Origin of the sequence: Roseovarius sp. THAF27, from assembly GCF_009363655.1 — a bacterium.
GTDB lineage: Bacteria > Pseudomonadota > Alphaproteobacteria > Rhodobacterales > Rhodobacteraceae > Roseovarius.
Map to the genome: position 1 here is coordinate 1,593,624 of NZ_CP045393.1, position 25,729 is coordinate 1,619,352.

A 25,729-nucleotide genomic window follows, 5' to 3' on the forward strand; every position below is an offset into this window, starting at 1 on the left:
CAGACTGTATCATGCCGATTTGAGACCAGCGTGCCAGGGCCGCCGGTCTAAACAGGGCCGGAGCCTGTACACAAGGCGGGACCCGCCCGAATCAGAAGGTGACTGACGCATGATCATCTACCCCACCATCGAACTGCACAAAGGCAAATGCGTGTCGCTGACACGCGGTCGTCTCGAAGAACCCGTCATCTGGCATGTCGACCCTGTCGAGACCGCGAAATCCTTCGTGGCGTCGGGCGCGTCGTGGATGCATGTCACCGACATCGACGCCCTGGCGGGTCAAGGCGACAACAGCGCGCTGATCGAGCAGATCATCCGCACGGTCGGCATTCCGGTGCAGGTCGGCGGCGGTTTCCGGTCGCGCGACAGCGTCACGAAATGGATCGACAAGGGCGCGGGCCGTATCGTCGTCGGCACCATGGCCGCCTATGACCCCGACACGCTGCGTGAACTGGCAAAGTTCCATCCCGACCAGATCGTGCTGGCTGTCGATATCTTCCAGGGCTCGGTCATGACGGAAGGGTGGCGCACGAAAAGCGCGTTCACGCCAGAAAGCTATATCGCGGCGTTCGACGACGCGCCGCTGGCCGGTATCATCCTGACCGATATCGACGCCGATATCGAGGACAGCGACGGCACGCTGGGGGTGATCAGCGGGCTTGCCGGGCTGACCCGGCACTCCGTCATCGCGCGCGGCACGGTGCGCAGCGTCGATGACGTGTCGCGCCTGAAATACGTGCCCAACATCTCGGGCACGATGATCGGCCGGGCGCTTCTGTCGCGCGACGTGTCGCTGCAAGAGGCGCTGGAGGTGGCGCAGGGTGAGCGCGAGCCGGTCGCCGCGTTCCAGTAAGCCGAAGCCCGGGTTCGAAAAAGGGGGCGCGGAAGGCCGCGCCCCCTTGTCGTTGGCCTTGCCCCCGGTGGCCAAGGCGCGGTATGGACACCGACGAAGATAGGACAAGAGGGCAGGTATCATGCGTCGAGTGGTCGTGACAGGTCTGGGTCTTGTGACCCCGCTGGCATCTGGCGTGGAGGAGAGCTGGCGCCGCATTCTGGATGGCAAGTCCGGGGCGGGCACCATCACGCGGTTCGACCCTGTGAACGTGGCCACGAAATACGCCTGCGAAGTGCCGCTGGGCGATGGCAGCGACGGCACGTTCAACTCGGACGATTACATGGAGCCGAAAGAGCGCCGGAAGGTGGATGATTTCATCCTCTACGGCGTGGCGGCGGCGGAACAGGCGGTGCGCGATGCGGACTGGCTGCCCGAGGACGAGGAAAGCCGCCTGCGCACCGGCGTGATGATCGGCTCCGGCATCGGCGGGTTGCGCTCGATCGAGGAAACGACGCTGCTGATCCGCGACCGTGGCGTGCGGCGGGTGTCGCCGTTCTTTATCCCGGGCGCGCTGATCAACCTGATCAGCGGCCAGGTCAGCATCCGCTACGGCTTCAAGGGGCCGAACCACGCGGTGGTGACGGCCTGTTCCACGGGCGCCCACGCCATCGGTGACGCGTCGCGGCTCATTCAGCATGGCGATGCCGACGTGATGATCGCGGGCGGCGCCGAGGCGGCGATTTGCGAGATCGGCATCGCGGGGTTCAACGCCTGCAAGGCGCTTTCCACCAAGCGCGCGGATGACCCGCAGGCGGCCAGCCGGCCGTATGATGCGGATCGCGACGGGTTCGTGATGGGCGAGGGCGCCGGCATGGTGGTGCTGGAGGAATACGAGCACGCCAAGGCGCGCGGCGCCAAGATCTATGCCGAGGTGCTGGGCTACGGCCTGTCGGGCGACGCCTATCACATCACAGCGCCCGCAGAGGACGGCGATGGCGGGTTCCGCGCCATGCAGGGCGCGCTGCGCAATGCCGGGATCACGCCGGCGGACGTGGATTACATCAACGCCCACGGCACCAGCACCATGGCCGACACGATCGAGCTGAAAGCGGTGGAGAAACTGCTGGGCGACGCGGCCTCGACGGCGACGATGAGTTCGACCAAATCCTCGACCGGGCACCTTCTGGGCGCGGCGGGGGCGATCGAGGGCATCTTCTCGATCCTCGCAATCCGTGACCAGGTGGCACCGCCCACCATCAACCTCGATACCCCGGCGGTGGACACCCCGCTGAACCTGGCGCCGAACGCCAAGCACGAGCGCGAGATCAAGGTGGCGATTTCCAACAGCTTCGGCTTTGGCGGCACCAACGCCTGTCTTTGCCTGGGGGCCGTGCGCTGATGTGGCGGCATATCGCGTCGAACTTCCTGACCTTCCTGGTGGTGATGATCTTCCTGCTGGGCGGGGTCATCCTGTGGGGGCAGAACCAGTACCAGGCCACCGGCCCGCTGGAAAATCCCATCTGCCTACAGGTGCCGCGCGGCAGTTCCATGAGGGCCGTGTCCAGTGATCTGGCCGCGCAGGGCGCGATCACCAGTGAGCGGATTTTTCGCATCGGTACGGATTACGGTGAAAAGACCCAGTTGCTGAAAGCCGGAAGCTGGCTGATTCCCGAAGGGTCCAGCATGGACGAGATCGCCGATATCGTGACCCGCGGCGGGGCCAGCACCTGTGGCACCGAGGTGGTGTACCGGATCGGCGTCAACGCCAGCGAAGTCGAGGTTCGCGAACTGGACCCGGCGACGAACCGATTTGTCGAGGTCGCGGCCTTCGATCCGCAGGCCGAGGAGGTCACGCCGCCCGCCGAGTTCACCGAGGTGCGTGAGCAGGCCGACACCCGCTACCGCGTCGCCGTCGCCGAAGGGGTGACAAGCTGGCAGGTGGTGAACGCGCTGGGGGCGGTCGACGCGCTGGACGGAGAGGTGGCGGGGGTGCCGCCCGAGGGCAGCCTTGCGCCCAACAGTTACGAGTTCAGCGTGGGTGACACCCGCGAGAGCGTCCTGACCCGGATGCGCGAGGCGCAGGACCTGATCCTGACCGAAGCCTGGCAGAACCGGGCGTCGGATATCGCCGTCGAGACCCCCGAGGAAGCGTTGATCCTTGCCTCGATCATCGAAAAGGAAACCGGCGTGCCCACCGAGCGCGGGCAGGTGGCCAGCGTCTTCACCAACCGCCTTCTGCAAGGGATGCGCCTGCAGACCGACCCGACCGTGATCTATGGCATCACGAATGGCGAGAGCGTGCTGGGCCGCGGCCTGCGCCAGAGCGAACTGCGCGCCGAGACGCCTTATAACACCTATGTCATCGACGGATTGCCGCCCACGCCCATCGCCAACCCGGGCCGTGCCAGCATCGAGGCGGCGGTAAACCCGGAAGACACGGATTACGTGTTCTTCGTGGCCCGTACGCTGGACCCGCGCGACGGTCACCTGTTCGCCGAAACGCTGGAAGAGCATAACCGCAACGTCGCGGCCTATCGCGCGCTGGAGGCGGAGCGCGCCAACCAGTAGGCGAAAGCTGGCGGCAGGCGCGGCACCGCACGGTGCTGCGACGACTGTTTAACCGAGATCTCTGAAACTGCAGGCGACCCGTGGCATGACCATCGGTCGCCTGTTTGCTTTGAGAGACACTTTTTCCGCGATGCAAGAACTTCGAGGTACCGGCCCGCATGCCACTGATCACGCACGATCGGACCCCTTCCAACGTGACGCTGTCCATAGATGCGCTCGAGGCGCAACTGGCGGACATGCGCGCGGATCTGGAGGCGCTCTATTCCCAGATCAGGGAAGGGAAGTTCGAGGACCTGAGAAACGCCACACGCGCCACGTCGGAGATCCGGCAGTGGCTGAGGATCGCGATAGAAGCGGAGACACAACTTGAAAAACGAAGAGAAAAAGAGCTTGGTGTCGCCGGTGCCTATGCCCTCGACCTCGATGAAGCCCGCGAAAGCATCGGATGTCGACTGGCTCGTCTCCGCAGGGCCCGAGACGCAGAAAGAGTTTCTGGACAGCCTGAGTGACGGCGAGATCCTGTCGCTGCCCTACCTGTTCGATTTCTGGGCGATGGACCACCAGCGCACGCCGGAAGGCGACTGGCGCGCTTGGGTCATCCTGGGCGGGCGTGGCGCGGGCAAGACGCGGGCGGGTGCCGAATGGGTGCGCAGCCAGGTCGAGGGCGCGCGCCCGCTGGATGCCGGGCATTGCCATCGCCTGGCGCTGGTGGGCGAGACCATCGACCAGGTCCGCGACGTGATGATCTTTGGCGAAAGCGGCATCCTGGCCTGCTCGCCCCCCGACCGCCGCCCGGTCTGGCAAGCCACGCGCAAACGGCTGATCTGGCCCAACGGGGCCACCGCACAGGTGTTCTCGGCGCATGACCCGGAAAGCCTGCGCGGGCCGCAATTCGACGGCGCTTGGGTGGACGAGTATGGCTGCGCCGCCGTGGACAAGGGCACCAACCAGCCCAACAAGTTCCTCGATCCGAAATCCTCCGAATCCACTCTGCCGCATTTCTCGGACGGGCGCCGCGACGAGTTGATCCAGCAGCAATACCTGCGCGCCTTCCTCGGCTACTGGAACGATCCCGACAACAATCCGCAATCGGATGTCTACGAGGGTGCGATGCTGGACATGGATCACGCCTATGCCTGGGCCTGGGACATGCGGCCCTATCCCTATTTCCCCAACAACCGCGGGCTCTGGAGCGATGGCGAGAACTACACCCGGGGCCATTGGCTGAACGGGCGCGTCTCCTCGCGTACGCTGTCGTCGGTGATCGACGAGATCTGCCTGCGTACCGGGCTGGAACATTGCGACACCTCCCGCGCCCACGGTCTGGTGCGCGGCTATACGGTCGATCAGGTGTCCGAGGCCCGCGGCGCCCTGCAACCCTTGATGCTGCGCTATGGCGTCGACGCGGTGGATCGCGACGGGCGCCTGCATTTCGTGATGCGCGACGGTCAGAGCGACCGGCTGATCGACCTCGACACGCTGGTCCGCGACCCCGAGCGTGACGGCGTGCTGGAGGAAACCCGCGGTAGCACCGTGGAACTGGCGGGCCGCGTCCGCCTGCGGTTCGTCGAGGCCGACGGCGATTTCGAAGTCATCGCCGAAGAGGCGATCCTGCCCGATGACGCCACCCACGCCGTCTCGACCTCGGAATTTCCTCTGGCCATGACCCGCGCCGAAGGGCGTCAGACGGTGGAACGCTGGCTGTCCGAGGCGCGCGTGGCCACCGACACGGTCCAGCTGACCCTGCCGCCGTCGCAGCTGGACACCGGCGCGGGCGATGTCATCGCCTTGCCCGAAGGGCAGGGGCGCGGTCTCTTTCGCATCGACCGGATCGACCAGATGGCCGCGGCGCAGAAACTCGAAGCGGTGCGTATCGAACCCGAAAGCTATCGCCCCGCCGATTTCGCGGAGGAGGCTGTCACCCTGCGCCCCTTCGTGCCACCGTCCCCGGTCGCGCCGTTCTTCCTCGATCTGCCGCTGCTGACGGGCGAAGAGGTGCCGCACGCGCCGCACCTCGCGGTCACGGCCCGGCCATGGCCGGGATCGGTGGCGCTCTATGCGTCGGACGAGGATGCGAACTACACGCTGAATTCGCTGGTCACGGCCCGCACCCCCGTGGGCGTGCTCGAAACACCTCTGTTTCCCGCGGATCCGGGCCGCATCGACCGGGGTTCGGACCTCCAGGTGCGGATGCTGGCGGGCACGCTGCAAAGCATCAGCGACCTGGCGCTGCTGAACGGCGGCAACCTCTGCGCCATCGGCGACGGAACACCGGACGGGTGGGAGCTGATCCAGTTCCGCGAGGCCGAACTGGTGGACACAGACACGTACCTTCTGCGGCATCGTCTGCGCGGGCAGGTGGGCACCGAGCGCGCCGCGCCCTGGCCGGAGGGCAGCTACCTCGTGCGCCTCGATGGCACCGCCGAGCAGATCGACCTGGCCGAGGCCAAGCGCGGGCTGGCGCGCTACTATCGGATCGGCCCCGCGGGGCGCCCGGTGGACGATCCCAGCTTCAGCGCCGTGCGGCTGGCCTTCGATGGGCTGGGCCTGCGCCCGTTGTCCCCGGTGCACCTGCGGCTCGCGCCCGGGCAGGGGGGCGACCTGTCGCTCAACTGGATCCGGCGCACGCGGATCGGCGGCGACCGCTGGGACACCGCCGAGGTGCCGCTGGGCGAGGAAAAGGAGGAATATGTCGTGCGCGTGGTCCAGGCAGACGCGGTGATCCGCGAGGTCACCGTCGCGGCGCCAACCTGGACCTACAGCGCCGCCGCGCAGGCCGCGGACGCGCTTAGCGGCCTTTACGAGTTGCAGGTGGCCCAGCTGTCGGCCCGCTTCGGGCCTGGGCGTTTTTCCAGCCTGACAGTGCCCGGCTGACGCGGCGACTTCAGCCCCGCGCGCAGTCCACGCAGCGCGTCGCGGCGGGGTCCAGACGCAGCCGGCCCGGGGCGATTTCCTCGCCGCAATCCTCGCAAGTGCCGTATTCGCCCTCGTCCATCCGGGCGAGGGCCGCCGCCAGCCGCGCCCGCTCTCCCGCGCGCCGCGCATCGGTGGCCTTGGCCATCGCCTGGTTCTGCAGCGCGTCCATCCGGCTCAGACGCCCCACAGATTGCTGGTCCAGCTCCACCGTCGCCTTGCCCGCCGCGCCGCGGGCATCCTCCTCGCTCAATTCCGCCAGCCGGGTCTCTATCAGCGCCCGGAAATCCTGTCGCTCTGCTTCATTCATTTTCGTGAACCCACCCATGACGCCTTTGCATTTTACGGATCGAGCATATCTGGTATAACCGATAGGCGCACCAAGGAGCATGCACATGGCCGAAACACATGCAAAGCTGGCAGAGCTTGACCCGGTCTGGGCCCGGATCAACACCGAGGCGACAACCGCGATCAAGGACGAGCCGCTCCTGGGCGGGTTAATCCATTCCTCGATCCTGCACCACAAGACGATCGAGGCCGCGCTGGCCTATCGCACGTCGATGAAGCTGGGCGCGGAAGAGATGCCCGAGCAGCTTTTGCGCGAGATCTGCGATATGGCCTATGCGGACGACCCAGAACTGGGGCAGGCCGCGCGCGCCGATATCGTCGCCGTCTACGACCGCGACCCGGCCTGCGACCGTTTCATCCTGCCGATGCTGTTCTTCAAGGGATTCCAGGCGATCCAGGCCTACCGCGTGGCGAACTGGCTGTGGCGGACCGATCGCCGCGACATGGCGCGTTTCTTCCAGATGCGCTGCTCCGAGGTCTTCGGCGTCGACATTCACCCCGCCGCCCGTATCGGCAAGGGCATCATGATCGACCACGCCCACTCCATCGTCATCGGCGAGACGGCGGTGGTGGGCGACAACGTCTCGATGCTGCACTCCGTTACGCTTGGCGGTACCGGCAAGGAAGAGGAAGACCGCCATCCCAAGATCGGCGACGGCGTCCTCATCGGGGCCGGGGCCAAGGTTCTGGGCAACATCAAGGTCGGCCATTGCAGCCGCATCGCCGCCGGTTCCGTGGTGTTGCAGGAGGTGCCGCCCTGCAAGACCGTCGCCGGCGTTCCGGCCAAGATCGTGGGCGAGGCGGGCTGCGATCAGCCTTCCGTGGCCATGGACCAGCTTCTGGGCGTGCGCTGAGGCGCGCCTTCGCCGGACCATCATGACTCTTGTTCCGACAGCGGCGCCCGGTGCGCCGCTGTTTTCGTGAGGTCGAGCGGCGCGGTCGGGCGCATCGCGCGCTGGGCTGTTGCGCCTTTCCCAGCAGCATGATCGCCGCATGGCCCCTTGGAACGCGTTGTACTCATCGTGAAAGGCCCCGCCAGCGACGCGCGCAACGGGCAATGAGCGATCCCGGAACATCTTGCCACCCTTTCGGGTAATACGTGAAGATGTGGCGCCACCCGGCGCGCAGAACTCAAGAAAGGGCATCTGCACCGGCGTGATGCAAAAGAGACGCACAAAAGGGGCTTCGGGGCCGCATCGCATGGTGCCCTCTGTCGACATCGCCACGACCGGACAGTAGACAGCCCGCCAAAGAGATCGAAAACGGGCCTGTCTGCCCACGGGAGGTGTCGCTCCATGATATCAAAGACCATCAGCTTTCTGCCCCTGGCCTTCGCGGTGCTTCTGGGCGCCTGCACCGAGGTTCCCGAGGACGGCGGTTCGTCCTTCGCCTCGTCGCGCAACGCGACCGAAAACATGAGCCTGCCGCCCGCTGTGCTGGCCGAGGCGATTTCCATGCCCGACGCGGTATGGCAACGCTCGGCGCAACTGGCACGCTATGGCCACAGCTTCGACAAGGCGTTCTACCAGGCCGCCGCACAGCGCGAGGCGGCCAATATCGCCGCGCTGAAGCAGGCGTTTCTCGATCTCGGCCCCGGTGTCGATCCCGAAGAGGCCGGGCGCGCCGCCTACGTGGCCTACACCTATGTCGCGCAGCTGGTCGTCGAATACGAGATCGACAGCGGCGCACTCGCCCACAACACGCGGGTGAATTTCGGCACCAAGCCGCGCGGTCTCTGCTGGCACTGGGCGCATGACATGGACGCCCGCCTGCAGCGCGAGAACTTCAAGACACTGGAAATTCACCGGGCCATCGCCAATTACGACAGCATACGGCTAGAACACAGCACCACGATCCTGGGCCGCCGCGGCGACTCGATGGAAAACAGCCTGGTGCTCGATCCGTGGCGCGGTGCGGGCGAGCTTTACTGGGGCCTCGTGCGCGAGGATGGCCGCTACGACTGGACCGAGCGCAGCAAGGTCTTCGCCTGGAAAAAGGCGCAGAAGGCCAAGCAGACGGGTACGCCGGCGTTCTGAACCCAATTCCCGCGCCGCGTAGGGTGGGTTTCAACCCACCACCGCCCTGAACGAAAAAGGCCGGGGAAATCCCCGGCCTACATTTTTGCCAAGCCGCGCCCTCAGGCCAGCATCACCATCGGGTTCTCCAGGTTCTCCCGGATCTTGTCGAGCAGCTCCGCCCCCAGCGCCCCGTCGATGACCCGGTGATCGACGCTCAGCGTCACCGACATCACCGTCGCCACTGTCAACTCGCCATCATCGCCCACCACGGGCTTTTTCACGCCCGCGCCCACGGCCAGGATCGCGCCATGCGGCGGGTTGATCACCGCGTCGAAATTGTCGATCCCGAACATGCCAAGGTTGGAAATGGCGAAGGTCCCGCCCTGGTATTCCTCTGGCGACAGCTTGCGCTCGCGCGCGCGGCTGGCCAGGTCCTTCATCTCCGCCGACAGGGCCGAGAGCGACTTCATCTCGGCATCCTTCAGCACCGGCGTGAAAAGCCCGCCTTCGATCGCCACGGCCACGGCCACGTCCGACGGCTTCAGCTTCAGCACCCGGTCCCCGGCCCAGACCGCGTTGCAATCTGGCACCGCCTGTAGGGCCAGCGCGCAGGCCTTGATGATGAAGTCGTTCACCGACAGCTTAACGCCGCGCCCTTCCAGCTGCTTGTTCAGCTGCCCGCGGAATTTCAGCAGCGCATCCAGCTGGATATCCCGCCGCAGGTAGAAATGCGGGATGGTCTGCTTGGCCTCGGTCAGGCGGGCGGCGATGGTCTTGCGCATCCCGTCCAGCTTGACCTCCTCGAACTCGCGGTTCTGGTACATCGCCACGACCGCATCGGTACTGGGGCCAGCCGGGGCAGGGGCCGCCTGTCCGCCGCTTGCCGCAGGTGCCGCCTTCTCTTCGGCAGGCTTCGCCGCACCGGCCTTGGCACTTTCCAAGTCCGCCTTCACGATCCGCCCATGCGGGCCCGAGCCCTTCAGCTCGGTCAGGTCGATGCCCTTCTGCTTGGCGATCCGCCGCGCCAGGGGCGAGGCAAAGACACGCTCGCCATCCTTCACCGGCGCTGCCGGGGCAGGGGGCACGTCGCCGCTCTCGGGCTTCGCTTGCTTGGCCTCGGCGTCTTTCTTGGGCGCTTCGTCCTTGGCCTCGGCCGTGTCGCCGCCACCACCGGAGGCCGGGGTGCTCACGTCACCGATATCATCCGCGCTCTCGCCTTCTTCCAGCAGCACGGCAATCGCGGTGTTCACCTTCACGCCTTCGGTGCCTTCCTCGATCAGGATCTTGCCGATCGTGCCTTCGTCGACCGCCTCGAACTCCATCGTCGCCTTGTCCGTCTCGATCTCGGCCAGAAGGTCGCCGGAATTCACCGTATCGCCTTCTTTGACCAGCCATTTCGCCAGCGTGCCTTCCTCCATCGTCGGGGAAAGGGCGGGCATCAGTATTTCCGTGGGCATCGCGCTCTCTCCTTACCGGTAGGTCACTTTGTTGACGGCCTCGATCACTTCCTTGGTCGAGGTCAGCGCCAGCTTTTCAAGGTTCGCGGCATAGGGCATCGGCACGTCCTTGCCCGTGCAGTTGATCACCGGCGCATCCAGGTAATCGAACGCCCGCTCCATGATCACGGCACTGAGATGGTTGCCCATGCTGGCCACCGGGAAACCTTCCTCGACCGTGACGCAGCGGTTGGTCTTCATCACTGACGCAAGCACCGTGTCATAATCCAGCGGACGCAGCGTGCGCAGGTCGATCACCTCGGCATTCACGCCGTCCTCGGCCAGCTTGTCCGCCGCCTCCAGCGCATAGGTCATGCCGATGCCGAAGCTGACGATGGTCACGTCGTCCCCTGGCCGCGCGATGCGCGCCTTGCCGAAGGGAATGGTGAAATCGTCCAGCACCGGCACCTCGAAGCTGCGGCCGTAGAGGATCTCGTTTTCCAGGAAAATCACCGGGTTGGGGTCGCGAATGGCGCTTTTCAGCAGGCCCTTGGCATCGGCGGCAGAGTAGGGCTGTACCACCTTCAGGCCCGGTACGTGCGAATACCACGCCGCGTAATCCTGGCTGTGCTGCGCGGCCACGCGCGCGGCGGCGCCGTTGGGGCCACGGAACACGATGGAACAGCCCAGCTGCCCGCCGGACATATAGTTCGTCTTGGCGGCCGAGTTGATGATCTGGTCGATCGCCTGCATGGCGAAGTTCCAGGTCATGAACTCCACGATCGGCTTCAGCCCGCCCCAGGCCGCGCCTACGCCGATCCCGGCAAACCCGTGCTCGGTGATGGGCGTGTCGATCACCCGCTTGGCGCCGAACTCGTCCAGCAGACCTTGGGTGATCTTGTAAGCGCCCTGGTACTCGGCCACCTCCTCGCCCATGATGAAGACGTCCTCGTCGTTCCGCATCTCCTCGGCCATGGCCGCGTTGATCGCCTCGCGCACGGTCATCTTGGTCATTTCCGTGCCCTCGGGCCAGTCGGGGCTGGCGTCGGGCTGCGGCACGGGGGCTGCGGGCGAGGCCGCGACCGGCTCGGATTTCGCCCGGCTCTCATCGTCGCCATCGCCGCCGCTGTCTTCCTCCTTGGCGGAGGAATCACCGCCGCCCGACGAGGTCTCGCCGATATCGTCGGCACTCTCGCCTTCTTCCAGCAGCACCGCGATGGGCGTGTTCACCTTCACGCCCTCGGTGCCTTCCTCGATCAGGATCTTGCCGATGGTGCCCTCGTCGACGGCTTCGAATTCCATCGTTGCCTTGTCGGTCTCGATCTCGGCCATGATGTCGCCCGAGTTGACCGTGTCCCCCTCCTTGACCAGCCACTTGGCCAGGGTGCCTTCCTCCATCGTCGGCGACAGGGCGGGCATCAGAATTTCTGTTGGCATCGTCGTCTCTCTCCCTACTGGGTCTTGCCCCGGCACAGCTCGGCCAGGTCACGGAACGCATCCGTCGCCTGTTCGGCCTGCGGCTCGGTCAGGATTTCCGCTAGTATCAGTCTGAAAAATTGCTGGCTCCCGTCATCGGGCAGCGTCATCGTCATCTCGCACCCTTGCCGGGTGCAGTCCGCCGGCATGAGCGCGCCAAGCGCCTCGGGCTCCGCCACCAGCAGGTCGTAAAGCTCGTTGCCGGCCTCGATCCGCGTCGTCACCTTCCAGGCCGGCGCGGGGGGCGCCACGTCGAACCTGATCGCAAGCCCGTCGCCTTCGGTTTCAAAGGCGATGTCCTGGGGCGCCACGTCGCGCAGGTCCCCGGTCATGACGACCACCGCATCGACGCCGTCGATGCGGCCTTGCGCCTTCTGGGTGAAGACACAGTCCGGCCGGATATCGAAACTGGTCCGGGTCAGCCCGCCGCTGGTCGCCGGCCCGTCGTAGCGGACAAGGTCGCGCAGGTCATCCGCGTGACGTGCGAAGTCCTTGGCGTTGACGGATTGCCCGCCGACCACGGTCAACAGCACCGCAAGCAGCTTGACAGGCTTGCGCATCAGGCGTCCTCGCGCGTGTCTTCGACATAGATGTCCGTCCACAGCTCGGATACGTCCGGCTCGGCGCTTTCCTTGGCGAACTCGGCGGACTTGTTCACCACATCCTTGATTTCCTTGTCGATCGCCTTGAGGTCCTCCTCGCTGGCGTGCTTGCCCTCCAAGAGCAGCTCGCGCACATGCTCGATGCAGTCCTTCTCGTCGCGCATCTTCTGCACTTCCTCTCGCGTGCGGTACTTCGCCGGGTCCGACATGGAATGCCCGCGATAGCGATAGGTCTTCACTTCCAGGATATACGGCCCGTCACCCTTGCGGCAGTGCGCCACGGCCTTCGCCCCGGCTTCCTTGACGGCCAGAACGTCCATGCCGTCCACCGCCTCGCCGGGGATGCCGAACGCCTCGCCGCGGGTGTAGATTTCGGGTGTCGAGGTCGAGCGCTTCTGCGAGGTGCCCATGGCGTACTGGTTGTTCTCGATGACGAACACCACCGGCAGCTTCCACAGGGCGGCCATGTTGAACGTCTCGTAGACCTGGCCCTGGTTCGCAGCACCGTCGCCGAAATAGGTGAAGGTCACGCGCCCGTTGCCCTTGTACTGGTCGGCCAATGCCAGCCCCGCGCCCAGCGGCACGTTCGCGCCCACGATGCCGTGCCCGCCGTAGAAATCCTTCTCGCGGCTGAACATGTGCATCGAGCCGCCCTTGCCCTTGGAATAACCGCCCTTGCGGCCCGTCAGCTCGGCCATCACGCCATCGGGGTCCATCCCGCAGGCCAGCATGTGGCCATGGTCGCGATAGGTCGTGATCCGCTTGTCGCCTTCTTCGGCCGTGGCTTCCAGCCCGACGACCACCGCTTCCTGCCCGATGTAGAGGTGGCAGAACCCGCCGATCAGACCCATGCCATACAGCTGGCCGGCCTTTTCCTCGAATCGACGGACCAGCAGCATGTCGCGGTAGTATTTCTTCAACTCGTCGGCGGAAACGTTTGGTTTCTTTGTCGTTTTCCTGGCAGCCATGCGGGCGGGCTCCTGTGCTGAAAAGAATAGTTTAGCGTTAAACTATCTTATACAGGACTCGCTCCGATTTTTCGAGAGGGTTTTTGACGCAGCGTCAGATCCGGCAGGCGGGGCCGCGTCCCCGCTGCGAAGACCCGGGTCAGGCTTGCCCGTCGTCCTTGATATCGGGATCCCTGTACCCGTTGGGATCGAAGTCTTCGGGATCATAGGCCTCTTCATCGTCGCCGATCCCGGTCACGTGGGTCGTGCCGCTTTCCTCGTCATAGGCCAGCCCATAAGTCGCGCGGCCCTCGGATTTGTAGCGCGAATACTCGTGGTACCCGGCATATACGAAGGCCAGCGCGAAGGGCGAGACGATCAGGGCCGCCAACAGTTGCGCACTCATTTCTTGCTCTCCTCTCCTTGCCGTTCCCGCACGCGGGCGGTCGGGTCCCGTTCCCGCATGCACATTTGCTCGTGTCCAATCACCTAGCCTACGCTTGCAACACGTCCAGCACTCGACCGGGGCCGTGCAGCGCACCGGCGATATCGAAAGTGACATCATGTGCCCATCCTCCGCAAGCCCCGACTGCGTTGACCCGCCCTGCGGACCGGAGGAACACATCGTCTTGCTGGCGCGGCTCGCCGAGACCGGCGAGACGCTGTGCGTCAGCCTGCAGCCGGGCCTGGTCTACGGGTTCTCCCTCGGCGCGCCCACCGGCCCGCCGAGGATCGCGTTCAGCGTCGATGGGATGCACGTCACCGGAGATTACGACTGGGTATGGATCGACGGCGCCGCGTGGGCGTCCCTCTCGCTCAGGGCCGAGGATGTGACCTGCACCATGCGCGTCGCGCGCGCCGAGCAAGGGGAGCCGCCGCCAGGGGGCGTGCTGGAAATCACCGGCGCCACGAAGGAAACCCATGCGCTCGTGCCTGGCTCGATCCGCCACGATCTTCCGCTTGCCTGAAAATTCCATAAGCACCGGCCGGATACCGGGGCAGGGCGGGGCTCAGCGGATCACGATCTCGTCGGCCCGCAGCATCCCAAGCACCTCACGCGCCTGCTGGTCCAGCAGGTCGAGATCCAGGTACGTGTCCGACAACCGCCGCGTCAGGTTCTCCATCCGCGCGACCTTGGCATCCAGCACGGCCAGCTGTTCACGCAATTCCGCCTCGCCCGATTCGATCTCGGCGCGGCGGAACACGCCGTAATCGCCCTGCACGGCCGCGAACGTGAAATACGCCCCCAGCCCGAAGGCTATGGCGAAATAGATCAACACACCGAATGCGGGGCGCCTGCGCGATTTCATGACTGCTCTTTCTGCCTCTGGTGCCCGCCTCTTCGCGTGCGGTGCCCGTGCACAATGACACAGGCGAATCGCTTTGTGAATCCCCTTTCACATCTAAGCGCTTAAAGGCTACTACTCGTCCTTGAGGAGAGTCATTCATGCCACAATTGCCCCCCGACGCCGCGCTGCTCACCCATGACGTGACGAACCAGCCCGCGGCCCGTGGCGACGTGGACCTTTTTGCCACCGATCCGGCCCTGGCCGACCATGCCGGGGCGGCGGGGGCCGACATCGCGCATCTTGCCACCTACGGCGAAACCGTCGGCACCGCCGCCATGGCCGAGGCGGGCCGGGCGGCCAACCGGAACCCGCCCGAGCTGGCGCTTTTCGACACCGGCGGGCGCAGGCTGGACGAGGTCCGGTTTCATCCCGCCTATCACGACCTCATGCGCGCGGGCATCGGCGCGGGCTATGCCGCCATCGCCTGGGAGGGCGCGGCGGGCGGGCACGCAACCCATGCCGCGATGGTCTATCTGACCAGCCAGGTCGAACCCGGCGTGTGCTGCCCCATGACCATGACCTATGCCGCCGTACCCGCGCTTCAGGCAGATAGCGGGCTCTTCGACGCCTGGGCGCCGAAGCTCCTGAGCCGCGCCTACGATCCGGCACCGAAACCGCTGGCGCGCAAGCCCGGCGCGACGCTTGGCATGGCCATGACCGAGAAACAGGGCGGCTCGGACGTGCGCGCCAACACCACCCGCGCCGCGCCCGATGGCGACGCCTACGTGCTGCGCGGTCACAAGTGGTTCTGCTCGGCGCCCATGTCCGACGGTTTCCTGACGCTGGCGCAGGCGCCCGGGGGCCTGACCTGTTTCCTCGTGCCCCGCTGGCTGGAGGGGCGGCGCAACACGATCCACATCCAGCGCCTCAAGGACAAGCTGGGCAACCGCGCCAACGCGTCCGCCGAAATCGAATATGCCGACGCGGTGGCCCACCGTCTGGGAGAGGAAGGCGAGGGCGTGAAGACCATCCTCGACATGGTCCACCACACCCGGCTCGACACCGCCATGGCCCCGGCGGGCCTGATGCGTGCCGCGCTGTCCCATGCTGTCCACTGGGCCCGCCATCGCACGGCCTTCCAGAAAACGCTGATCGACCAGCCGCTGATGCGCTCGGTGCTGGCGGATCTCGCGCTCGACTGGGAAGGCACGCTGGCGCTTGGGATGTTCGTGGCGGCGCAGTTCGACCGCGACACCGACGCGGCCCGCGCATTCGCCCGCGTCGCCGTGGCGCTGGCCAAGTACTTGGGCAACAAGCTCTGCCCCAATCTGGTCTACGAGGCGATGGAGGTGCTTGGCGGCATGGGCTATGTCGAGGATTCAGGCCTTCCGCTTCTCTACCGCGAGGCGCCACTCAACTCGATCTGGGAAGGGTCGGGCAACGTGATCTGCCTCGACATCCTGCGCACCCTGCGCAAGGTGCCTTTGTCGGGCGAGGTCCTCAGCCGCGAACTGGGCGCGGTGGCCGGTCAATACTGGCGCTATGACGCGGCGCTCAACGCCCACATCACCCGCTTTCCCCGCTTGCCGGACGAGGCCCAGGCCCGATGGTATGTCGAAAGCCTCGCCACGCTGCTCACGGCTTCCGTCCTGATCCGTCACGCGCCCCCCGCGGTGGCCGAAGCCTATGTCGCCACGCGGCTCGCGGGCGAGCGCGGCCGCACCACCGGCGCCATCGGCGCGGTCGACACAGACATGATCCTGTCGCGGCTTTAGGGCCTTCAGTGGACTTACTGTTTGCCGTTATCCCGGACTTGATCCGGGATCTCTTGCCCACGCGGTCCCGGGTCAGGCCCGGGCCGGGAACGTTGTCCCACCCGCGCGGAACAAAAGCGCGGCTTGCCGCGCCTCCGCGCATCGCCGGGCCGCCCCGTCACGCCGAAGGCGTGCCGATAACATTGGCGCACCTTTGGTGCGATGGCACGGCGATTTGGTGAGGCCGGGTGCTTCGCTCGCGTGTCTTACGGATTTGGCCGGGATAAGGTGCCCCGAACCACGCTTTAATCGCCGCACCGCGGCTCCTTATCTCTGCGCCCAAGCCAACCCGTCCCGGGCCTGACCCGGGACCTCTACGCCTTCAGATGTGTCGCGAACCGCTGCCTTCACGCGCCTTTCCGTAGCCCGTCATCCTCGGGCCTGACCCGAGGATCTCCCGCTATCAGCGATCCCGGATCAGGTCCGGGATGACGTCGCGCCTTTGACATGCGCGTGACTTCGCCACCCCGATCACCCGTCCCGAGCCTGACCCGGGACCTCCTGTCGTCAAAACTCGAAGTCAACGCTTGCTCAAAACGCCCCGCGCGGAACCAAGGCGCGCTTTGCGCGCCGCCGCGCTATCGCCCGCTGACCGAAAGGCGATTGCCTGCAATCGCCGAAAGGGGGACCGCCCCCCGGGCTGGCGATTGGCTGAAGACAGCACGCCGATCAGAAGTCTCGCGGATACAGCAGCCATAAAGTGCCCTCAAAAACCGTAAGTTCGCCATCCCGCGGTCTGGCCATCGCGCGGCCTCTAACCCTTCAAATGTATCGCGAACCGCTTGCGTATCTCCGCATCCAGCATCGGGTTCAGCCGCGCCGCCGATCGCTGCGCCAGGATCTCCTCCTTCCGCGCCACGGCCTTCGCCACCAGGTCCGGCTTGCCCTTTTCCACCCACTCCTTGGGCGAGGACCTGTCCCCCAGATTGGGATAACAATGATCCCGCTGCATCCGCGCCAGCGTCGCCTCGGTGCCCAGGTAATGCCCCGGCCCCCCGATGCAGACCGCCTCCATCTGGTCCAGCGCCAGCGTCTCGTCATCCACCTCGATCCCGCGCACACAGCGCAGCGCCTGGCCAATCAGGTCATCGCCCAGGATCAGGCTCTCGTGACAGAACCCGAGCAGGGACGCGTGCATCCCCGCCGCTTCGTAGACCATGTTCACGCCCGCGAGCCCCGCCATCACGTTAGAGCACATCTGCTCCCACCCGGCCTGCATATCGGGCAGCTTGCTGTCCGAGGCACCCCCCGCCGCTCCGCCGGGCACGCCATAGAACTGGTGCATCTGCGCGCAGCCCGCGCTCAGCAGCGCCTGTTCGCCCGACCCGATCGACATCGCGCCCGTGCGCAGGTCCAGCCCAAAGGGCCAGGTGCCGAAGATTGCCGGATGCCCCGGCTTCACCGCGTTGACATAGACGAGCCCGGCCAGGCATTCCGCCGTGGCCTGCATGATCGCCCCCGCTATGGTCGAGGGCGCGGTGGCCCCGGCCATGCCCGCCGACAAGAGCAGCACCGGCATTCCGCCCTCGATGCAGCGCTCCATCACCTCGCAGGATTCGGTGGCGAACCGCATCGGCGGCACCACGAAGCAGTTGGAGTTGCTGACGAAAGGCCGCGCGCGAAACTCATCCTCGCCGCCCGCGATCATATAGAGCATCTCCATCGCCGGACCCACGTGATGCGGCTCGGTAAAGGACGTGCCCACATGCTTCGTCGTGCCCGTACAGCAGGCATAGACGGTGTTCAGCTCCATCTCCATGTTGTCGGGAATGTCCCGCGCCACCATGGGCCGCTGGCAGAAATGCACGTTGTCCAGCACATCGACGATCCGCGCCGCATCATGCAGGTCCTGCACCGTGCTCTCACGGTAGTTGCGCCCGTCCACGTCCACCATGTTCACCGCCGCCCCCGCGGTGCCGTAATGCACACGGGCACCGCCCAGATGCAGGTCGTTCAGACCGTCGCGGCTGTAAAGCGTGATCTCGCGATTGGCGCGCGCAATGGTCGCCTCCACAAGCGCCCGAGGAAAGCGGATGCGCCCGTCGTCGCCCTGAACGGCTCCGGCGGCGGTCAGATAGGCGATCCCGCTTGCCGGCGCGCCCGACAGCCCGATGCGGTCCAGCGCATCAAGCGCCGCCTCGTGAATGCGCACCACCTGCGCGTCGGTCAGCACCTTCAGCGTGCCGCCCTCCATACCGGGGCGTACGGGGCGCATCAAGGTATCGAGCGGGGCGGCCCGGCTGGCCCGGCGCGCGGCACGGCCTCCGGTACGGCGGGGGGAAAGGTTGTTCATGTCTTGGGTCCTTGGATCGCGGGAAAAAAGGGAAGGCGAGATGCGTCTCAGCCCCGTCCCGGCCGCCCCCGTGCGGCCCGTCCGCGTTCCGCCCCGATGGTGCGGACCTTCAGAACTATCTTGCAGCGCTGCGCCATGCGCGGCCTCCATCGCCAGCCCGCACGCACGTGACCGCACCGCCGGGCCCAATGGCCGATTTAAGGCGGCAGCCTCGCGTCCGATCTGTCCCGAAAGCGACGCATGGTCCAAAAACGACAGAATCTTACGCCGCAGGGCAGCGAACATGAAAACGGCCCGCGCGCCTGTCGCGGGCCTCGATGACGCAGGATGATGCGTTTTACAGCGCCGCGAGGATCGCGGCGGGCAGCCCGACCATGCCGCCCAGGATGATCGCCATCGAAAGTCCCAGACCCTTGAACACGTGTTTCCTCCGCTTGAACCAGGTTACATGCTGGATTTGTGCGGTCAGCCAAGGGTTTCGACGTGACCGGCGGTCGCAGGCAGCCGCGCGCGAACACCCATGTCCGCCATTACGCAATGCAGCTTCGCCGGTTTTTCACAGCCCCCGTCCCGGGCCTGACCCGGGACCTCTCACACGCTCAGGCCGCCACGCCCGCCAGCTCCGACGCCATCTCCACCAGCCGCGCCAACGCCTCGCGCAGCCGGTCATCCGCCACCGTCAGCGCCACGCGCACATGCCCCGCCGCGGCGCGGCCGAAACTCTCGCCCGGCATCACCGCCACCTTGTGCCGCTCCAGCAGGCGCAGCGCAAAGTCCTCGCCCGACAGCCCGGTCGCCCGCACGTCCAGCATCACGAACATCGCGCCCTGCGCCGGGATCGGGCGCACCACGTCCTGACCCTCCAGCAGCCCCAGCACCAGGTCGCGCCGCCGCCGGAAGGGAGCCGCCACCTCTGCCTCGAAATCCTGGCCCTTGCCAAGCGCGTAACACGCCGCCTCCTGCACGAAGCCGGCCACGCCATAGGTTGTGTGGGTCGACAGGTTGCCCATATGCGAAATCGCCTCCTCCGGTCCCACGACCCAGCCGATGCGGCTGCCGGTCATCGCATGGCTTTTCGACAGCGACCCGATCACCAGCGTGCGCTCGGCCATCCCGTCCAGCATCCGGGGGCTCAGGTGGTCGCCCTCCCACAGCTGCGTGTCGTAAACCTCGTCCGAGATCAGCCACATGTCGTGATCCCGGCAAACCCGGCCGATCCCCTCCAGCGTCTCGCGGCCATAGACCGCGCCGGTGGGATTGTTCGGCGTGTTGATCAGCAGGCTTTTCGCGCCCTGCGCCGCCGCTGCCGCGATATCCGCCGGATCGGGCTGGAACATCCGCTCGGGCCGCGCGGCCACCGCCACATCCTTCGCGCCCACCGCCCGGATCGTGCCGGGGTAGGTGGCATAGAACGGATCGATGTAAAGCGCCCGGTCACCCTCGTCACAGGCCGCGTGATGCGCCGCGAAGAGCCCCGCCTGGCCGCCCGGCACGACCAAGACGTTGTCCGGCGTGGTCGCCACACCCGTCCGCGCGGTCACCCGCCGGGCCACCGTCTCGCGCAGGTTCAGGTTGCCGTTGAACATCGAATAGCCCACATGCCCCGCCTTGGTGGCGGCATGCATCGCGTCCAGGATGCTGTCATCGGTGCCGATATCGTGCTCGCCGATGGTCAGCATGGCGACATCCTCGCCCGCGTCCATCATGTCCTTGGCCTTGTAATAGACGTCCCAGCCGTCCGATCCGCCGCCCGTCAGCCCCGTGATCCGCTTCGACAATGCCATGCCAGCCTCCTTCGCTCCGTCGCCGCCACATGGCCCGGCACCCTTCGCGAAGTCAAGCAGGTGGCCAGCCCTCTCAAATCTCGTCCGAGCGGTCCCCCATCACATAGCGCGGCCCCGGCCCGCGCACCCTCGCCTTGTCCTTGGGATTGTAAAGCGCGCAGGTCTTCAGCGACAGGCAGCCGCAGCCGATGCACCCGTCCAGCCGCGCCCTGAGCGCCTGCATCTGCGCGATCCGCTCGTCCAGCACCGCCCCGAACCGGCGCGAGATCCGCGCCCAGTCCGCCTTGCCCGGCGTGCGGCGCTCGGGCAGCTCGGCCAGCGCCGCGCGGATCTCGGGCAGGCTGAAACCCAGCCCTTGCGAGATCATCACAAAGCTCAGCCGCCTGATGTCCGACCGTGCATAGCGCCGGTGCCCGGCGTCGTTGCGATCCGGGCGCACCAGCCCCTCGTCCTCGTAGTACCGTATGGCCGACGGCGCGAGGCCGGTGCGCTCGGCAACATAGCCGATCGTCAGGCCGCGATCCGGCAAGGGTCTGACGGGCATGAGAATTTTCCCTCTTGGCTTCAAGTTAACTTGAAGGATTACGTTGATTTCACAACGGAATCAAGCTTGCAAAGGAGCGCCCCATGAAACTCGAACATGTCAACATCACCGTCCCCGATCCCGGGGCCAGCGCCGCGATCCTGTGCGATCTCTTCGGCTGGCACGTCCGCTGGCAGGGGGCGGCCAAGGACAACGGCTTTACCGTTCATGTCGGCGACGACGACAGCTACCTCGCGCTCTACGCGCCCGACAAGGACCTTCAGCCGACGGGCGAGACCTATGGACGGATCGGCGGCCTGAACCATGTGGGCGTCACGGTGGACGACCTCGGGGGAACCGAGGCGAAGGTCAAGGCCGCCGGCTACACGCCCCACAACCACGCCGATTACGAACCGGGGCGGCGCTTCTATTTCGACGGCCCCGACGGGATCGAATTCGAGGTGGTGACCTATGACTGACAGCGCCCACACCCCCCGCGCCATCGGCCTTTTGCTCTATACCGGGGCGCTGCTGGGCGCCGGCCTGCCGCTGGGCAAGCTGGCGTCCGGTGCAGGGGTGCCGCCGCTGGTCTGGGCCATGGTGATTTCCGCCGGGGCCGCCGGCGTTCTGGTGCCGGTGCTGGTGGTCCAGCGGCGCTTCGCGCTGCCCCGGGGGCGGATGCTGCGCTATGCAGCCATATCCGGCACGCTCAGCTTTGCCGCGGTCAACGCGCTTCTGTTTTGGGTGATCCCGCATGTCGGCGCGGGCTATGCCGGGCTGATGTTCGCCCTCTCGCCGGTGGCGACGCTGGCGGTGACGGCGCTGGCAGGCCTTGCCACGCCGCCCCGGCTGGGGATCATCGGCATCGGTCTGGGCCTTGCCGGAGCGGCGCTGGTGGCGCTGACGCGGGGCGGGGCGATTGGGACGGACGGGGCAGGGGGCCTGGGCTGGGCGGTCCTGGGCTTCGCGCTTCCGGCGATCCTGGCCATCGGCAATGTCTATCGCACGCTCGACTGGCCCGAGGGCGCACACCCCGCCGCCCTCGCGGCGTGGAGCCATATCTTCGCGCTCCTGGCGCTGGGCCTGCTGCAACTCGCCCTGACCGGCGACGTGCCGCTCGAGCGTCTGCATGCCGTGCCGCATCTCGTCCTGCCCCAGATGCTGGTCGCGGGCCTGACCTTCCCGGCCTATTTCGCCCTGCAACGCGCGGGCGGCCCGGTGCTGCTCAGCCAGATCGGCTATGTCGCCGCCGCCGTGGGGCTGGCCGCCGGCACGGTGCTGCTGGGCGAGGTCTATGCCCCGCTCACCTGGGCCGGGGCGGCGGTGGTCGCCATCGGCATTGCCCTGACCATCCGCGCGCAGCTCTCCCCGGCGCCGGAGGTCCCCCGGCGGGCGCCCTCCGCGGGATGCGCTTGACCGGGCGGGGGCGGCCTTCTATGGTCGCCCCCATGACCGTTGCACCCATCACCATTTGCTGCATTACCCGCTGACATCGTCAGGCGGGCCGGTCTTCTATTCCATCCTTGAATGTTAGTTGCTAAGCCCGCCGCGGGACCACGCGCGCGAGGACGCCATGACAACACTAAAACTCCACAACACCCGCACCCGGAAGAAAGAGGTGTTCGAGCCTCTGAACAAGGACGATGTGCGCATGTATGTCTGCGGCCCCACCGTCTATGACCGCGCCCACCTGGGCAACGCGCGGCCCGTGGTGGTGTTCGACGTGCTCTACCGGCTGTTGCGGCACGTGTATGGCGAGGATCACGTCACCTACGTCCGCAACTTCACCGACGTCGATGACAAGATCAACACCCGCGCCGCCGAGACCGGGCGCGATATCTCGGACATCACCGCCGAAACCACCCAGTGGTTCCTGGACGACATGGGCAGCCTCGGCGCGCTTGAACCCAACGAGATGCCGCGCGCCACGCAATACATACCGCAGATGGTGGCGATGATCGAGAAACTGATCGCGGATGAGTATGCCTACGAGAGGGAAGGCCATGTCCTCTTTCGCGTCCGCAAATACGCCGACTACGGCAGACTCTCCGGCCGCTCGGTCGACGACATGATCGCCGGCGCCCGGGTCGAGGTCGCCCCTTTCAAGGAAGACCCGATGGATTTCGTCCTCTGGAAACCTTCCGATGAGACGCAACCGGGCTGGGACAGCCCTTGGGGCAGGGGCCGCCCCGGCTGGCACATCGAATGCTCTGCCATGGCCTTCGAGTTGCTCGGCAACAGCTTCGACATCCACGGCGGCGGCAACGACCTGATGTTCCCCCACCACGAGAACGAGATCGCCCAAAGCTGCTGCGCCCACCCCGAGGGGCAATTCGCGCAGGTCTGGATGCACAACGAGATGCTTCAGGTCGAGGGCAAGAAGATGTCCAAGAGCCTGGGTAATTTCTTCACGGTGAAGGATCTGTTGGATCAGGGCATTCCCGGCGAGGTGATCCGCTTCGTGTTCCTCAGCACGCATTACCGCAAGCCGATGGACTGGACGGCAGAAAAGGCGCGGGAGGCGGAAATTACATTGAGAGAATGGATTGAAACTGCTGACCTCGATTGTTCGGGGGAAGTCGACGAGATAGTGCTTGAGGCGCTGTCCGATGATCTGAACACCGCAATGGCAATTCAAAGAATGCATGAGTTGTACGCAACGGGTGATGCTCGCTCGCTTACAGCGTCAGCTGCTCTGCTTGGTTGGGACCTTGCGGCACTTCAACAAGCTAACTGGGCAAAACCATTCAAGGTCGAGATGGAGGCGGGGGTCGAACTAGAGGAAGGTGTGGACTTTCAGCCGACCATAGGCGTCATGGGGTGGGGAAGCTTTCAAAAAGAAGTAATTGATGAATGCATGAATATTGCGCGTTTTTGGTTGACCCTTCGTAGGGAAAAGTCATGGGACGACGCAGATAGCCTACGCAGTAAGGCAGCCTCGATCGGTATCGAACTGCGCGCTCACAAATCAGAAAATGGTGTAAACGGCGCGACAGCAGAACTTAGGTACAACTTCGACCCCGCCAAATTGGAGGCCCTCAAATGATCCTCCAACAGACACATCAGAGCGAAGGGCCGCGCCCGACCCTGGGTGGGCGCACGCAACGCTCCTTTGATGGGCGACAGGTGTCACGCGCAAAACACCCCTTCGGCGCGCAACATCACCCACGCGCCCTCCCGGGGGGAGGGTCGGGCGCGGCCCGGCGTGCCGCCGGGCGAAACAGCTCGAGCGAAGCACCAGTATTCGACGAGGCCCCCAAATGACCAAAACCCGCCTCAGCCTCTACGACACCACCCTGCGCGACGGCCAGCAAACCCAGGGCGTGCAATTCTCCACCGCCGAGAAGCAGGCCATCGCCACCACGCTCGACCAACTCGGCGTCGACTATATCGAAGGCGGCTGGCCCGGGGCAAACCCCACCGACAGCGCCTTCTTCGACGCCGCCCCCGAGACCCGCGCGCGCCTCACCGCCTTCGGCATGACCAAGCGGGCCGGACGAAGCGCTGAAAATGACGACGTTCTGGCGGCGGTCATGAATGCCGGCACCGCCTCGATCTGCCTCGTCGGCAAGACCGATATCTTCCACGTCGAAACCGCCCTCGGCATCGCCCCCGACGAAAACCTCGAAAACATCTCCGCCTCCATCGCCCATATCGTGAAACAGGGCCGCGAGGCGCTGTTCGATGCCGAGCATTTCTTCGACGGCTACGCCCGCGATCCCGCCTATACGCTCGACTGCCTGAAGGCCGCGCATCAGGCCGGCGCCCGCTGGATCGTGCTGTGCGACACAAATGGCGGCACGCTCCCGCACCGCATCGCCGACGTGGTATCGGACGTCATCGCCGCCGGCATCCCCGGCGAACGCCTGGGCATCCACACCCATAACGACACCGAGAACGCCGTCGCAGGCAGCCTCGCCGCCGTGGATGCAGGCGCGCGCCAGATACAAGGCACGCTCAATGGCCTGGGCGAGCGCTGCGGCAACGCCAACCTCACCGCGCTCATCCCCACGCTTTTGTTGAAAGAACCCTACGCCAGCCACTACCAGACGGGTGTCACCCTCGAAGCGCTCGAAGGCATCACCATGGCCTCGCGCCAACTGGACGAGATCCTCAACCGCGTCCCGATGAAGCAATCCGCCTACGTGGGCGCCTCCGCCTTCGCCCACAAGGCGGGCCTGCACGCCAGCGCCATCGTCAAGGATCCGACCACCTACGAACATATCGACCCCGCCACCGTCGGCAACGCCCGCATCATCCCCATGTCCAACCAGGCGGGCCAGTCCAACCTGCGCAACCGCCTCTCCGAGGCCGGGCTGGAGATCGAAAAGGACAACCCCGCGCTCCCGCGCATCCTCGAAGAGGTCAAGACCCGCGAAAACCGCGGCTACACCTACGACATGGCGCAGGCCAGCTTCGAGCTGGTCGCCCGCCGCGAACTGGGCCTTCTGCCGGAATTCTTCGAAGTCAAGCGCTACAAGGTCACGGTCGAGCGCCGCAAGAACAAGTACAACAAGATGGTGTCCCTGTCCGAGGCCGTCGTGGTCGTCAAAGTCGACGGCGAGAAGAAACTGTCGGTCAGCGAGTCCATGGACGAAACCGGCACCGATCGTGGCCCGGTGAACGCCCTGGCCCAGGCGCTGGCCAAGGACCTCGGCCGCTACCAGGACGCCATCGCCGACATGCGGCTGGTGGACTTCAAGGTGCGCATCACCCAAGGCGGGACCGAGGCCGTCACCCGCGTCATCATCGACAGCGAGGACGGGCAGGGGCGGCGCTGGTCGACCGTGGGCGTGTCGCCCAACATAATCGACGCCTCCTTCGAGGCGCTGCTCGAAGCAATAAACTGGAAACTTTTGCGCGACGGCGGCGAGGCCTGAGCG

At 65.9% G+C, this 25,729-nt stretch carries 23 protein-coding genes; 13 read left to right on the forward strand and 10 right to left on the reverse strand.

All coding sequences use genetic code 11. The features are described from left to right. Window positions 1-109: 109 nt before the first annotated feature. The 5 genes from FIU89_RS07985 (at window position 110) to FIU89_RS08005 (ending at window position 6,277) form a co-directional block, all read left to right on the forward strand. Window positions 110-853, forward strand: coding sequence for a 1-(5-phosphoribosyl)-5-[(5-phosphoribosylamino)methylideneamino] imidazole-4-carboxamide isomerase (locus tag FIU89_RS07985; RefSeq protein ID WP_152492105.1), 744 nt, complete (start codon window positions 110-112; stop codon window positions 851-853). 121 nt (window positions 854-974) lie between these two features. Further along, window positions 975-2,234 carry a beta-ketoacyl-ACP synthase II gene (gene fabF / locus FIU89_RS07990; RefSeq protein ID WP_152492106.1) on the forward strand — a complete coding sequence of 420 codons (1,260 nt, stop codon included), beginning with the start codon at window positions 975-977 and terminating at the stop codon, window positions 2,232-2,234. After that, a complete protein-coding gene (gene mltG, locus FIU89_RS07995; RefSeq protein WP_152492107.1) occupies window positions 2,234-3,403 on the forward strand; it encodes an endolytic transglycosylase MltG in 1,170 nt (389 codons plus the stop codon). The genes fabF and mltG overlap by 1 nt, the downstream gene beginning before the upstream one ends. A gap of 158 nt (window positions 3,404-3,561) precedes the next feature. Further along, window positions 3,562-3,912: a hypothetical protein gene (locus FIU89_RS08000; protein ID WP_152492108.1), complete on the forward strand. Its 351-nt coding sequence runs from the start codon at window positions 3,562-3,564 to the stop codon at window positions 3,910-3,912. Further along, window positions 3,812-6,277, forward strand: coding sequence for a glycoside hydrolase TIM-barrel-like domain-containing protein (locus FIU89_RS08005; RefSeq protein ID WP_216647079.1), 2,466 nt, complete (start codon window positions 3,812-3,814; stop codon window positions 6,275-6,277). The genes FIU89_RS08000 and FIU89_RS08005 overlap by 101 nt, the downstream gene beginning before the upstream one ends. A 10-nt stretch (window positions 6,278-6,287) precedes the next feature. Here the strand turns inward: FIU89_RS08005 and FIU89_RS08010 are convergent, their stop codons facing one another. Next, the gene (locus FIU89_RS08010; RefSeq protein ID WP_152492110.1) at window positions 6,288-6,626 is read right to left on the reverse strand and encodes a TraR/DksA C4-type zinc finger protein; all 339 of its coding nucleotides are present in this window, start codon (window positions 6,624-6,626) and stop codon (window positions 6,288-6,290) included. 85 nt (window positions 6,627-6,711) lie between these two features. Between FIU89_RS08010 and cysE the strand changes: the two genes are divergently transcribed. After that, window positions 6,712-7,518: a serine O-acetyltransferase gene (cysE, locus tag FIU89_RS08015; protein ID WP_152492111.1), complete on the forward strand. Its 807-nt coding sequence runs from the start codon at window positions 6,712-6,714 to the stop codon at window positions 7,516-7,518. Between the two features lie 441 nt (window positions 7,519-7,959). Further along, entirely contained in the window at window positions 7,960-8,700 is a 741-nt protein-coding gene (locus tag FIU89_RS08020) for a hypothetical protein (RefSeq protein ID WP_152492112.1), read from the forward strand. A gap of 101 nt (window positions 8,701-8,801) precedes the next feature. Here the strand turns inward: FIU89_RS08020 and FIU89_RS08025 are convergent, their stop codons facing one another. From FIU89_RS08025 to FIU89_RS08045, 5 genes are all read right to left on the reverse strand, one after another. Next, window positions 8,802-10,139 carry a pyruvate dehydrogenase complex dihydrolipoamide acetyltransferase gene (locus FIU89_RS08025; RefSeq protein ID WP_152492113.1) on the reverse strand — a complete coding sequence of 446 codons (1,338 nt, stop codon included), beginning with the start codon at window positions 10,137-10,139 and terminating at the stop codon, window positions 8,802-8,804. A 12-nt stretch (window positions 10,140-10,151) separates the two neighbouring features. Next, window positions 10,152-11,555 carry a pyruvate dehydrogenase complex E1 component subunit beta gene (locus FIU89_RS08030; RefSeq protein ID WP_152492114.1) on the reverse strand — a complete coding sequence of 468 codons (1,404 nt, stop codon included), beginning with the start codon at window positions 11,553-11,555 and terminating at the stop codon, window positions 10,152-10,154. A gap of 14 nt (window positions 11,556-11,569) precedes the next feature. Further along, the gene (locus FIU89_RS08035) at window positions 11,570-12,154 is read right to left on the reverse strand and encodes a hypothetical protein (RefSeq protein ID WP_152492115.1); all 585 of its coding nucleotides are present in this window, start codon (window positions 12,152-12,154) and stop codon (window positions 11,570-11,572) included. Continuing rightward, entirely contained in the window at window positions 12,154-13,164 is a 1,011-nt protein-coding gene (gene pdhA / locus FIU89_RS08040; protein WP_152492116.1) for a pyruvate dehydrogenase (acetyl-transferring) E1 component subunit alpha, read from the reverse strand. The genes FIU89_RS08035 and pdhA overlap by 1 nt, the downstream gene beginning before the upstream one ends. 139 nt (window positions 13,165-13,303) lie before the next feature. Continuing rightward, on the reverse strand, window positions 13,304-13,549 hold the full coding sequence (locus tag FIU89_RS08045) for a hypothetical protein (RefSeq protein WP_152492117.1): 246 nt from the start codon (window positions 13,547-13,549) through the stop codon (window positions 13,304-13,306). A gap of 94 nt (window positions 13,550-13,643) precedes the next feature. On the opposite strand from FIU89_RS08045, the gene FIU89_RS08050 reads away from it, so the two are divergent. After that, window positions 13,644-14,111: a hypothetical protein gene (locus tag FIU89_RS08050; protein WP_152492118.1), complete on the forward strand. Its 468-nt coding sequence runs from the start codon at window positions 13,644-13,646 to the stop codon at window positions 14,109-14,111. 42 nt (window positions 14,112-14,153) lie between these two features. Here FIU89_RS08050 and FIU89_RS08055 read toward each other — a convergent pair whose 3' ends face one another. Next, complete coding sequence (locus FIU89_RS08055; protein ID WP_152492119.1) at window positions 14,154-14,453, reverse strand: septum formation initiator family protein; 300 nt, start codon at window positions 14,451-14,453, stop codon at window positions 14,154-14,156. 137 nt (window positions 14,454-14,590) lie between these two features. On the opposite strand from FIU89_RS08055, the gene FIU89_RS08060 reads away from it, so the two are divergent. Beyond that, window positions 14,591-16,207 carry an acyl-CoA dehydrogenase family protein gene (locus tag FIU89_RS08060; protein ID WP_152492120.1) on the forward strand — a complete coding sequence of 539 codons (1,617 nt, stop codon included), beginning with the start codon at window positions 14,591-14,593 and terminating at the stop codon, window positions 16,205-16,207. Window positions 16,208-17,000: 793 nt separating this feature from the next. Here the strand turns inward: FIU89_RS08060 and FIU89_RS08065 are convergent. The 3 genes from FIU89_RS08065 to soxR all read right to left on the reverse strand — a co-directional run bounded on the left by FIU89_RS08065 (window position 17,001) and on the right by soxR (window position 20,867). Beyond that, window positions 17,001-18,539 (reverse strand): trimethylamine methyltransferase family protein, encoded by a 1,539-nt coding sequence (locus FIU89_RS08065; protein WP_152492121.1) that lies wholly within the window; start codon window positions 18,537-18,539, stop codon window positions 17,001-17,003. 599 nt (window positions 18,540-19,138) lie between these two features. Next, on the reverse strand, window positions 19,139-20,323 hold the full coding sequence (locus tag FIU89_RS08070; protein ID WP_152492122.1) for a pyridoxal phosphate-dependent aminotransferase: 1,185 nt from the start codon (window positions 20,321-20,323) through the stop codon (window positions 19,139-19,141). A gap of 73 nt (window positions 20,324-20,396) precedes the next feature. Next, on the reverse strand, window positions 20,397-20,867 hold the full coding sequence (soxR, locus tag FIU89_RS08075) for a redox-sensitive transcriptional activator SoxR (protein WP_152492123.1): 471 nt from the start codon (window positions 20,865-20,867) through the stop codon (window positions 20,397-20,399). 83 nt (window positions 20,868-20,950) lie between these two features. On the opposite strand from soxR, the gene FIU89_RS08080 reads away from it, so the two are divergent. The 4 genes from FIU89_RS08080 to cimA all read left to right on the forward strand — a co-directional run bounded on the left by FIU89_RS08080 (window position 20,951) and on the right by cimA (window position 25,726). After that, window positions 20,951-21,325 carry a VOC family protein gene (locus FIU89_RS08080; RefSeq protein WP_152492124.1) on the forward strand — a complete coding sequence of 125 codons (375 nt, stop codon included), beginning with the start codon at window positions 20,951-20,953 and terminating at the stop codon, window positions 21,323-21,325. Further along, on the forward strand, window positions 21,318-22,262 hold the full coding sequence (locus tag FIU89_RS08085) for a DMT family transporter (protein ID WP_152492125.1): 945 nt from the start codon (window positions 21,318-21,320) through the stop codon (window positions 22,260-22,262). The genes FIU89_RS08080 and FIU89_RS08085 overlap by 8 nt, the downstream gene beginning before the upstream one ends. 157 nt (window positions 22,263-22,419) lie before the next feature. Next, the gene (gene cysS / locus FIU89_RS08090; RefSeq protein WP_152492126.1) at window positions 22,420-23,892 is read left to right on the forward strand and encodes a cysteine--tRNA ligase; all 1,473 of its coding nucleotides are present in this window, start codon (window positions 22,420-22,422) and stop codon (window positions 23,890-23,892) included. A 214-nt stretch (window positions 23,893-24,106) separates the two neighbouring features. Next, window positions 24,107-25,726: a citramalate synthase gene (cimA, locus tag FIU89_RS08095; RefSeq protein WP_152492127.1), complete on the forward strand. Its 1,620-nt coding sequence runs from the start codon at window positions 24,107-24,109 to the stop codon at window positions 25,724-25,726. Window positions 25,727-25,729: the final 3 nt, after the last annotated feature.

Excerpts from the sequence above, each read along its gene's own strand:
- cysS (WP_152492126.1), top strand. The coding sequence starts at position 22,420 with ATGACAACACTAAAACTCCACAACACCCGCACCCGGAAGAAAGAGGTG.
- FIU89_RS08020 (WP_152492112.1), top strand. The coding sequence starts at position 7,960 with ATGATATCAAAGACCATCAGCTTTCTGCCCCTGGCCTTCGCGGTGCTT.
- FIU89_RS08055 (WP_152492119.1), bottom strand. The coding sequence starts at position 14,453 with ATGAAATCGCGCAGGCGCCCCGCATTCGGTGTGTTGATCTATTTCGCC.
- FIU89_RS08035 (WP_152492115.1), bottom strand. The coding sequence starts at position 12,154 with ATGCGCAAGCCTGTCAAGCTGCTTGCGGTGCTGTTGACCGTGGTCGGC.
- fabF (WP_152492106.1), top strand. The coding sequence starts at position 975 with ATGCGTCGAGTGGTCGTGACAGGTCTGGGTCTTGTGACCCCGCTGGCA.
- cimA (WP_152492127.1), top strand. The coding sequence starts at position 24,107 with ATGACCAAAACCCGCCTCAGCCTCTACGACACCACCCTGCGCGACGGC.
- FIU89_RS08065 (WP_152492121.1), bottom strand. The coding sequence starts at position 18,539 with ATGAACAACCTTTCCCCCCGCCGTACCGGAGGCCGTGCCGCGCGCCGG.
- soxR (WP_152492123.1), bottom strand. The coding sequence starts at position 20,867 with ATGCCCGTCAGACCCTTGCCGGATCGCGGCCTGACGATCGGCTATGTT.
- FIU89_RS08005 (WP_216647079.1), top strand. The coding sequence starts at position 3,812 with ATGCCCTCGACCTCGATGAAGCCCGCGAAAGCATCGGATGTCGACTGG.
- cysE (WP_152492111.1), top strand. The coding sequence starts at position 6,712 with ATGGCCGAAACACATGCAAAGCTGGCAGAGCTTGACCCGGTCTGGGCC.
- FIU89_RS08080 (WP_152492124.1), top strand. The coding sequence starts at position 20,951 with ATGAAACTCGAACATGTCAACATCACCGTCCCCGATCCCGGGGCCAGC.
- FIU89_RS07985 (WP_152492105.1), top strand. The coding sequence starts at position 110 with ATGATCATCTACCCCACCATCGAACTGCACAAAGGCAAATGCGTGTCG.
- FIU89_RS08030 (WP_152492114.1), bottom strand. The coding sequence starts at position 11,555 with ATGCCAACAGAAATTCTGATGCCCGCCCTGTCGCCGACGATGGAGGAA.
- FIU89_RS08010 (WP_152492110.1), bottom strand. The coding sequence starts at position 6,626 with ATGAATGAAGCAGAGCGACAGGATTTCCGGGCGCTGATAGAGACCCGG.
- FIU89_RS08025 (WP_152492113.1), bottom strand. The coding sequence starts at position 10,139 with ATGCCCACGGAAATACTGATGCCCGCCCTTTCCCCGACGATGGAGGAA.
- FIU89_RS08070 (WP_152492122.1), bottom strand. The coding sequence starts at position 20,323 with ATGGCATTGTCGAAGCGGATCACGGGGCTGACGGGCGGCGGATCGGAC.
- FIU89_RS08060 (WP_152492120.1), top strand. The coding sequence starts at position 14,591 with ATGCCACAATTGCCCCCCGACGCCGCGCTGCTCACCCATGACGTGACG.
- FIU89_RS08045 (WP_152492117.1), bottom strand. The coding sequence starts at position 13,549 with ATGAGTGCGCAACTGTTGGCGGCCCTGATCGTCTCGCCCTTCGCGCTG.
- FIU89_RS08000 (WP_152492108.1), top strand. The coding sequence starts at position 3,562 with ATGCCACTGATCACGCACGATCGGACCCCTTCCAACGTGACGCTGTCC.
- FIU89_RS08085 (WP_152492125.1), top strand. The coding sequence starts at position 21,318 with ATGACTGACAGCGCCCACACCCCCCGCGCCATCGGCCTTTTGCTCTAT.
- pdhA (WP_152492116.1), bottom strand. The coding sequence starts at position 13,164 with ATGGCTGCCAGGAAAACGACAAAGAAACCAAACGTTTCCGCCGACGAG.
- mltG (WP_152492107.1), top strand. The coding sequence starts at position 2,234 with ATGTGGCGGCATATCGCGTCGAACTTCCTGACCTTCCTGGTGGTGATG.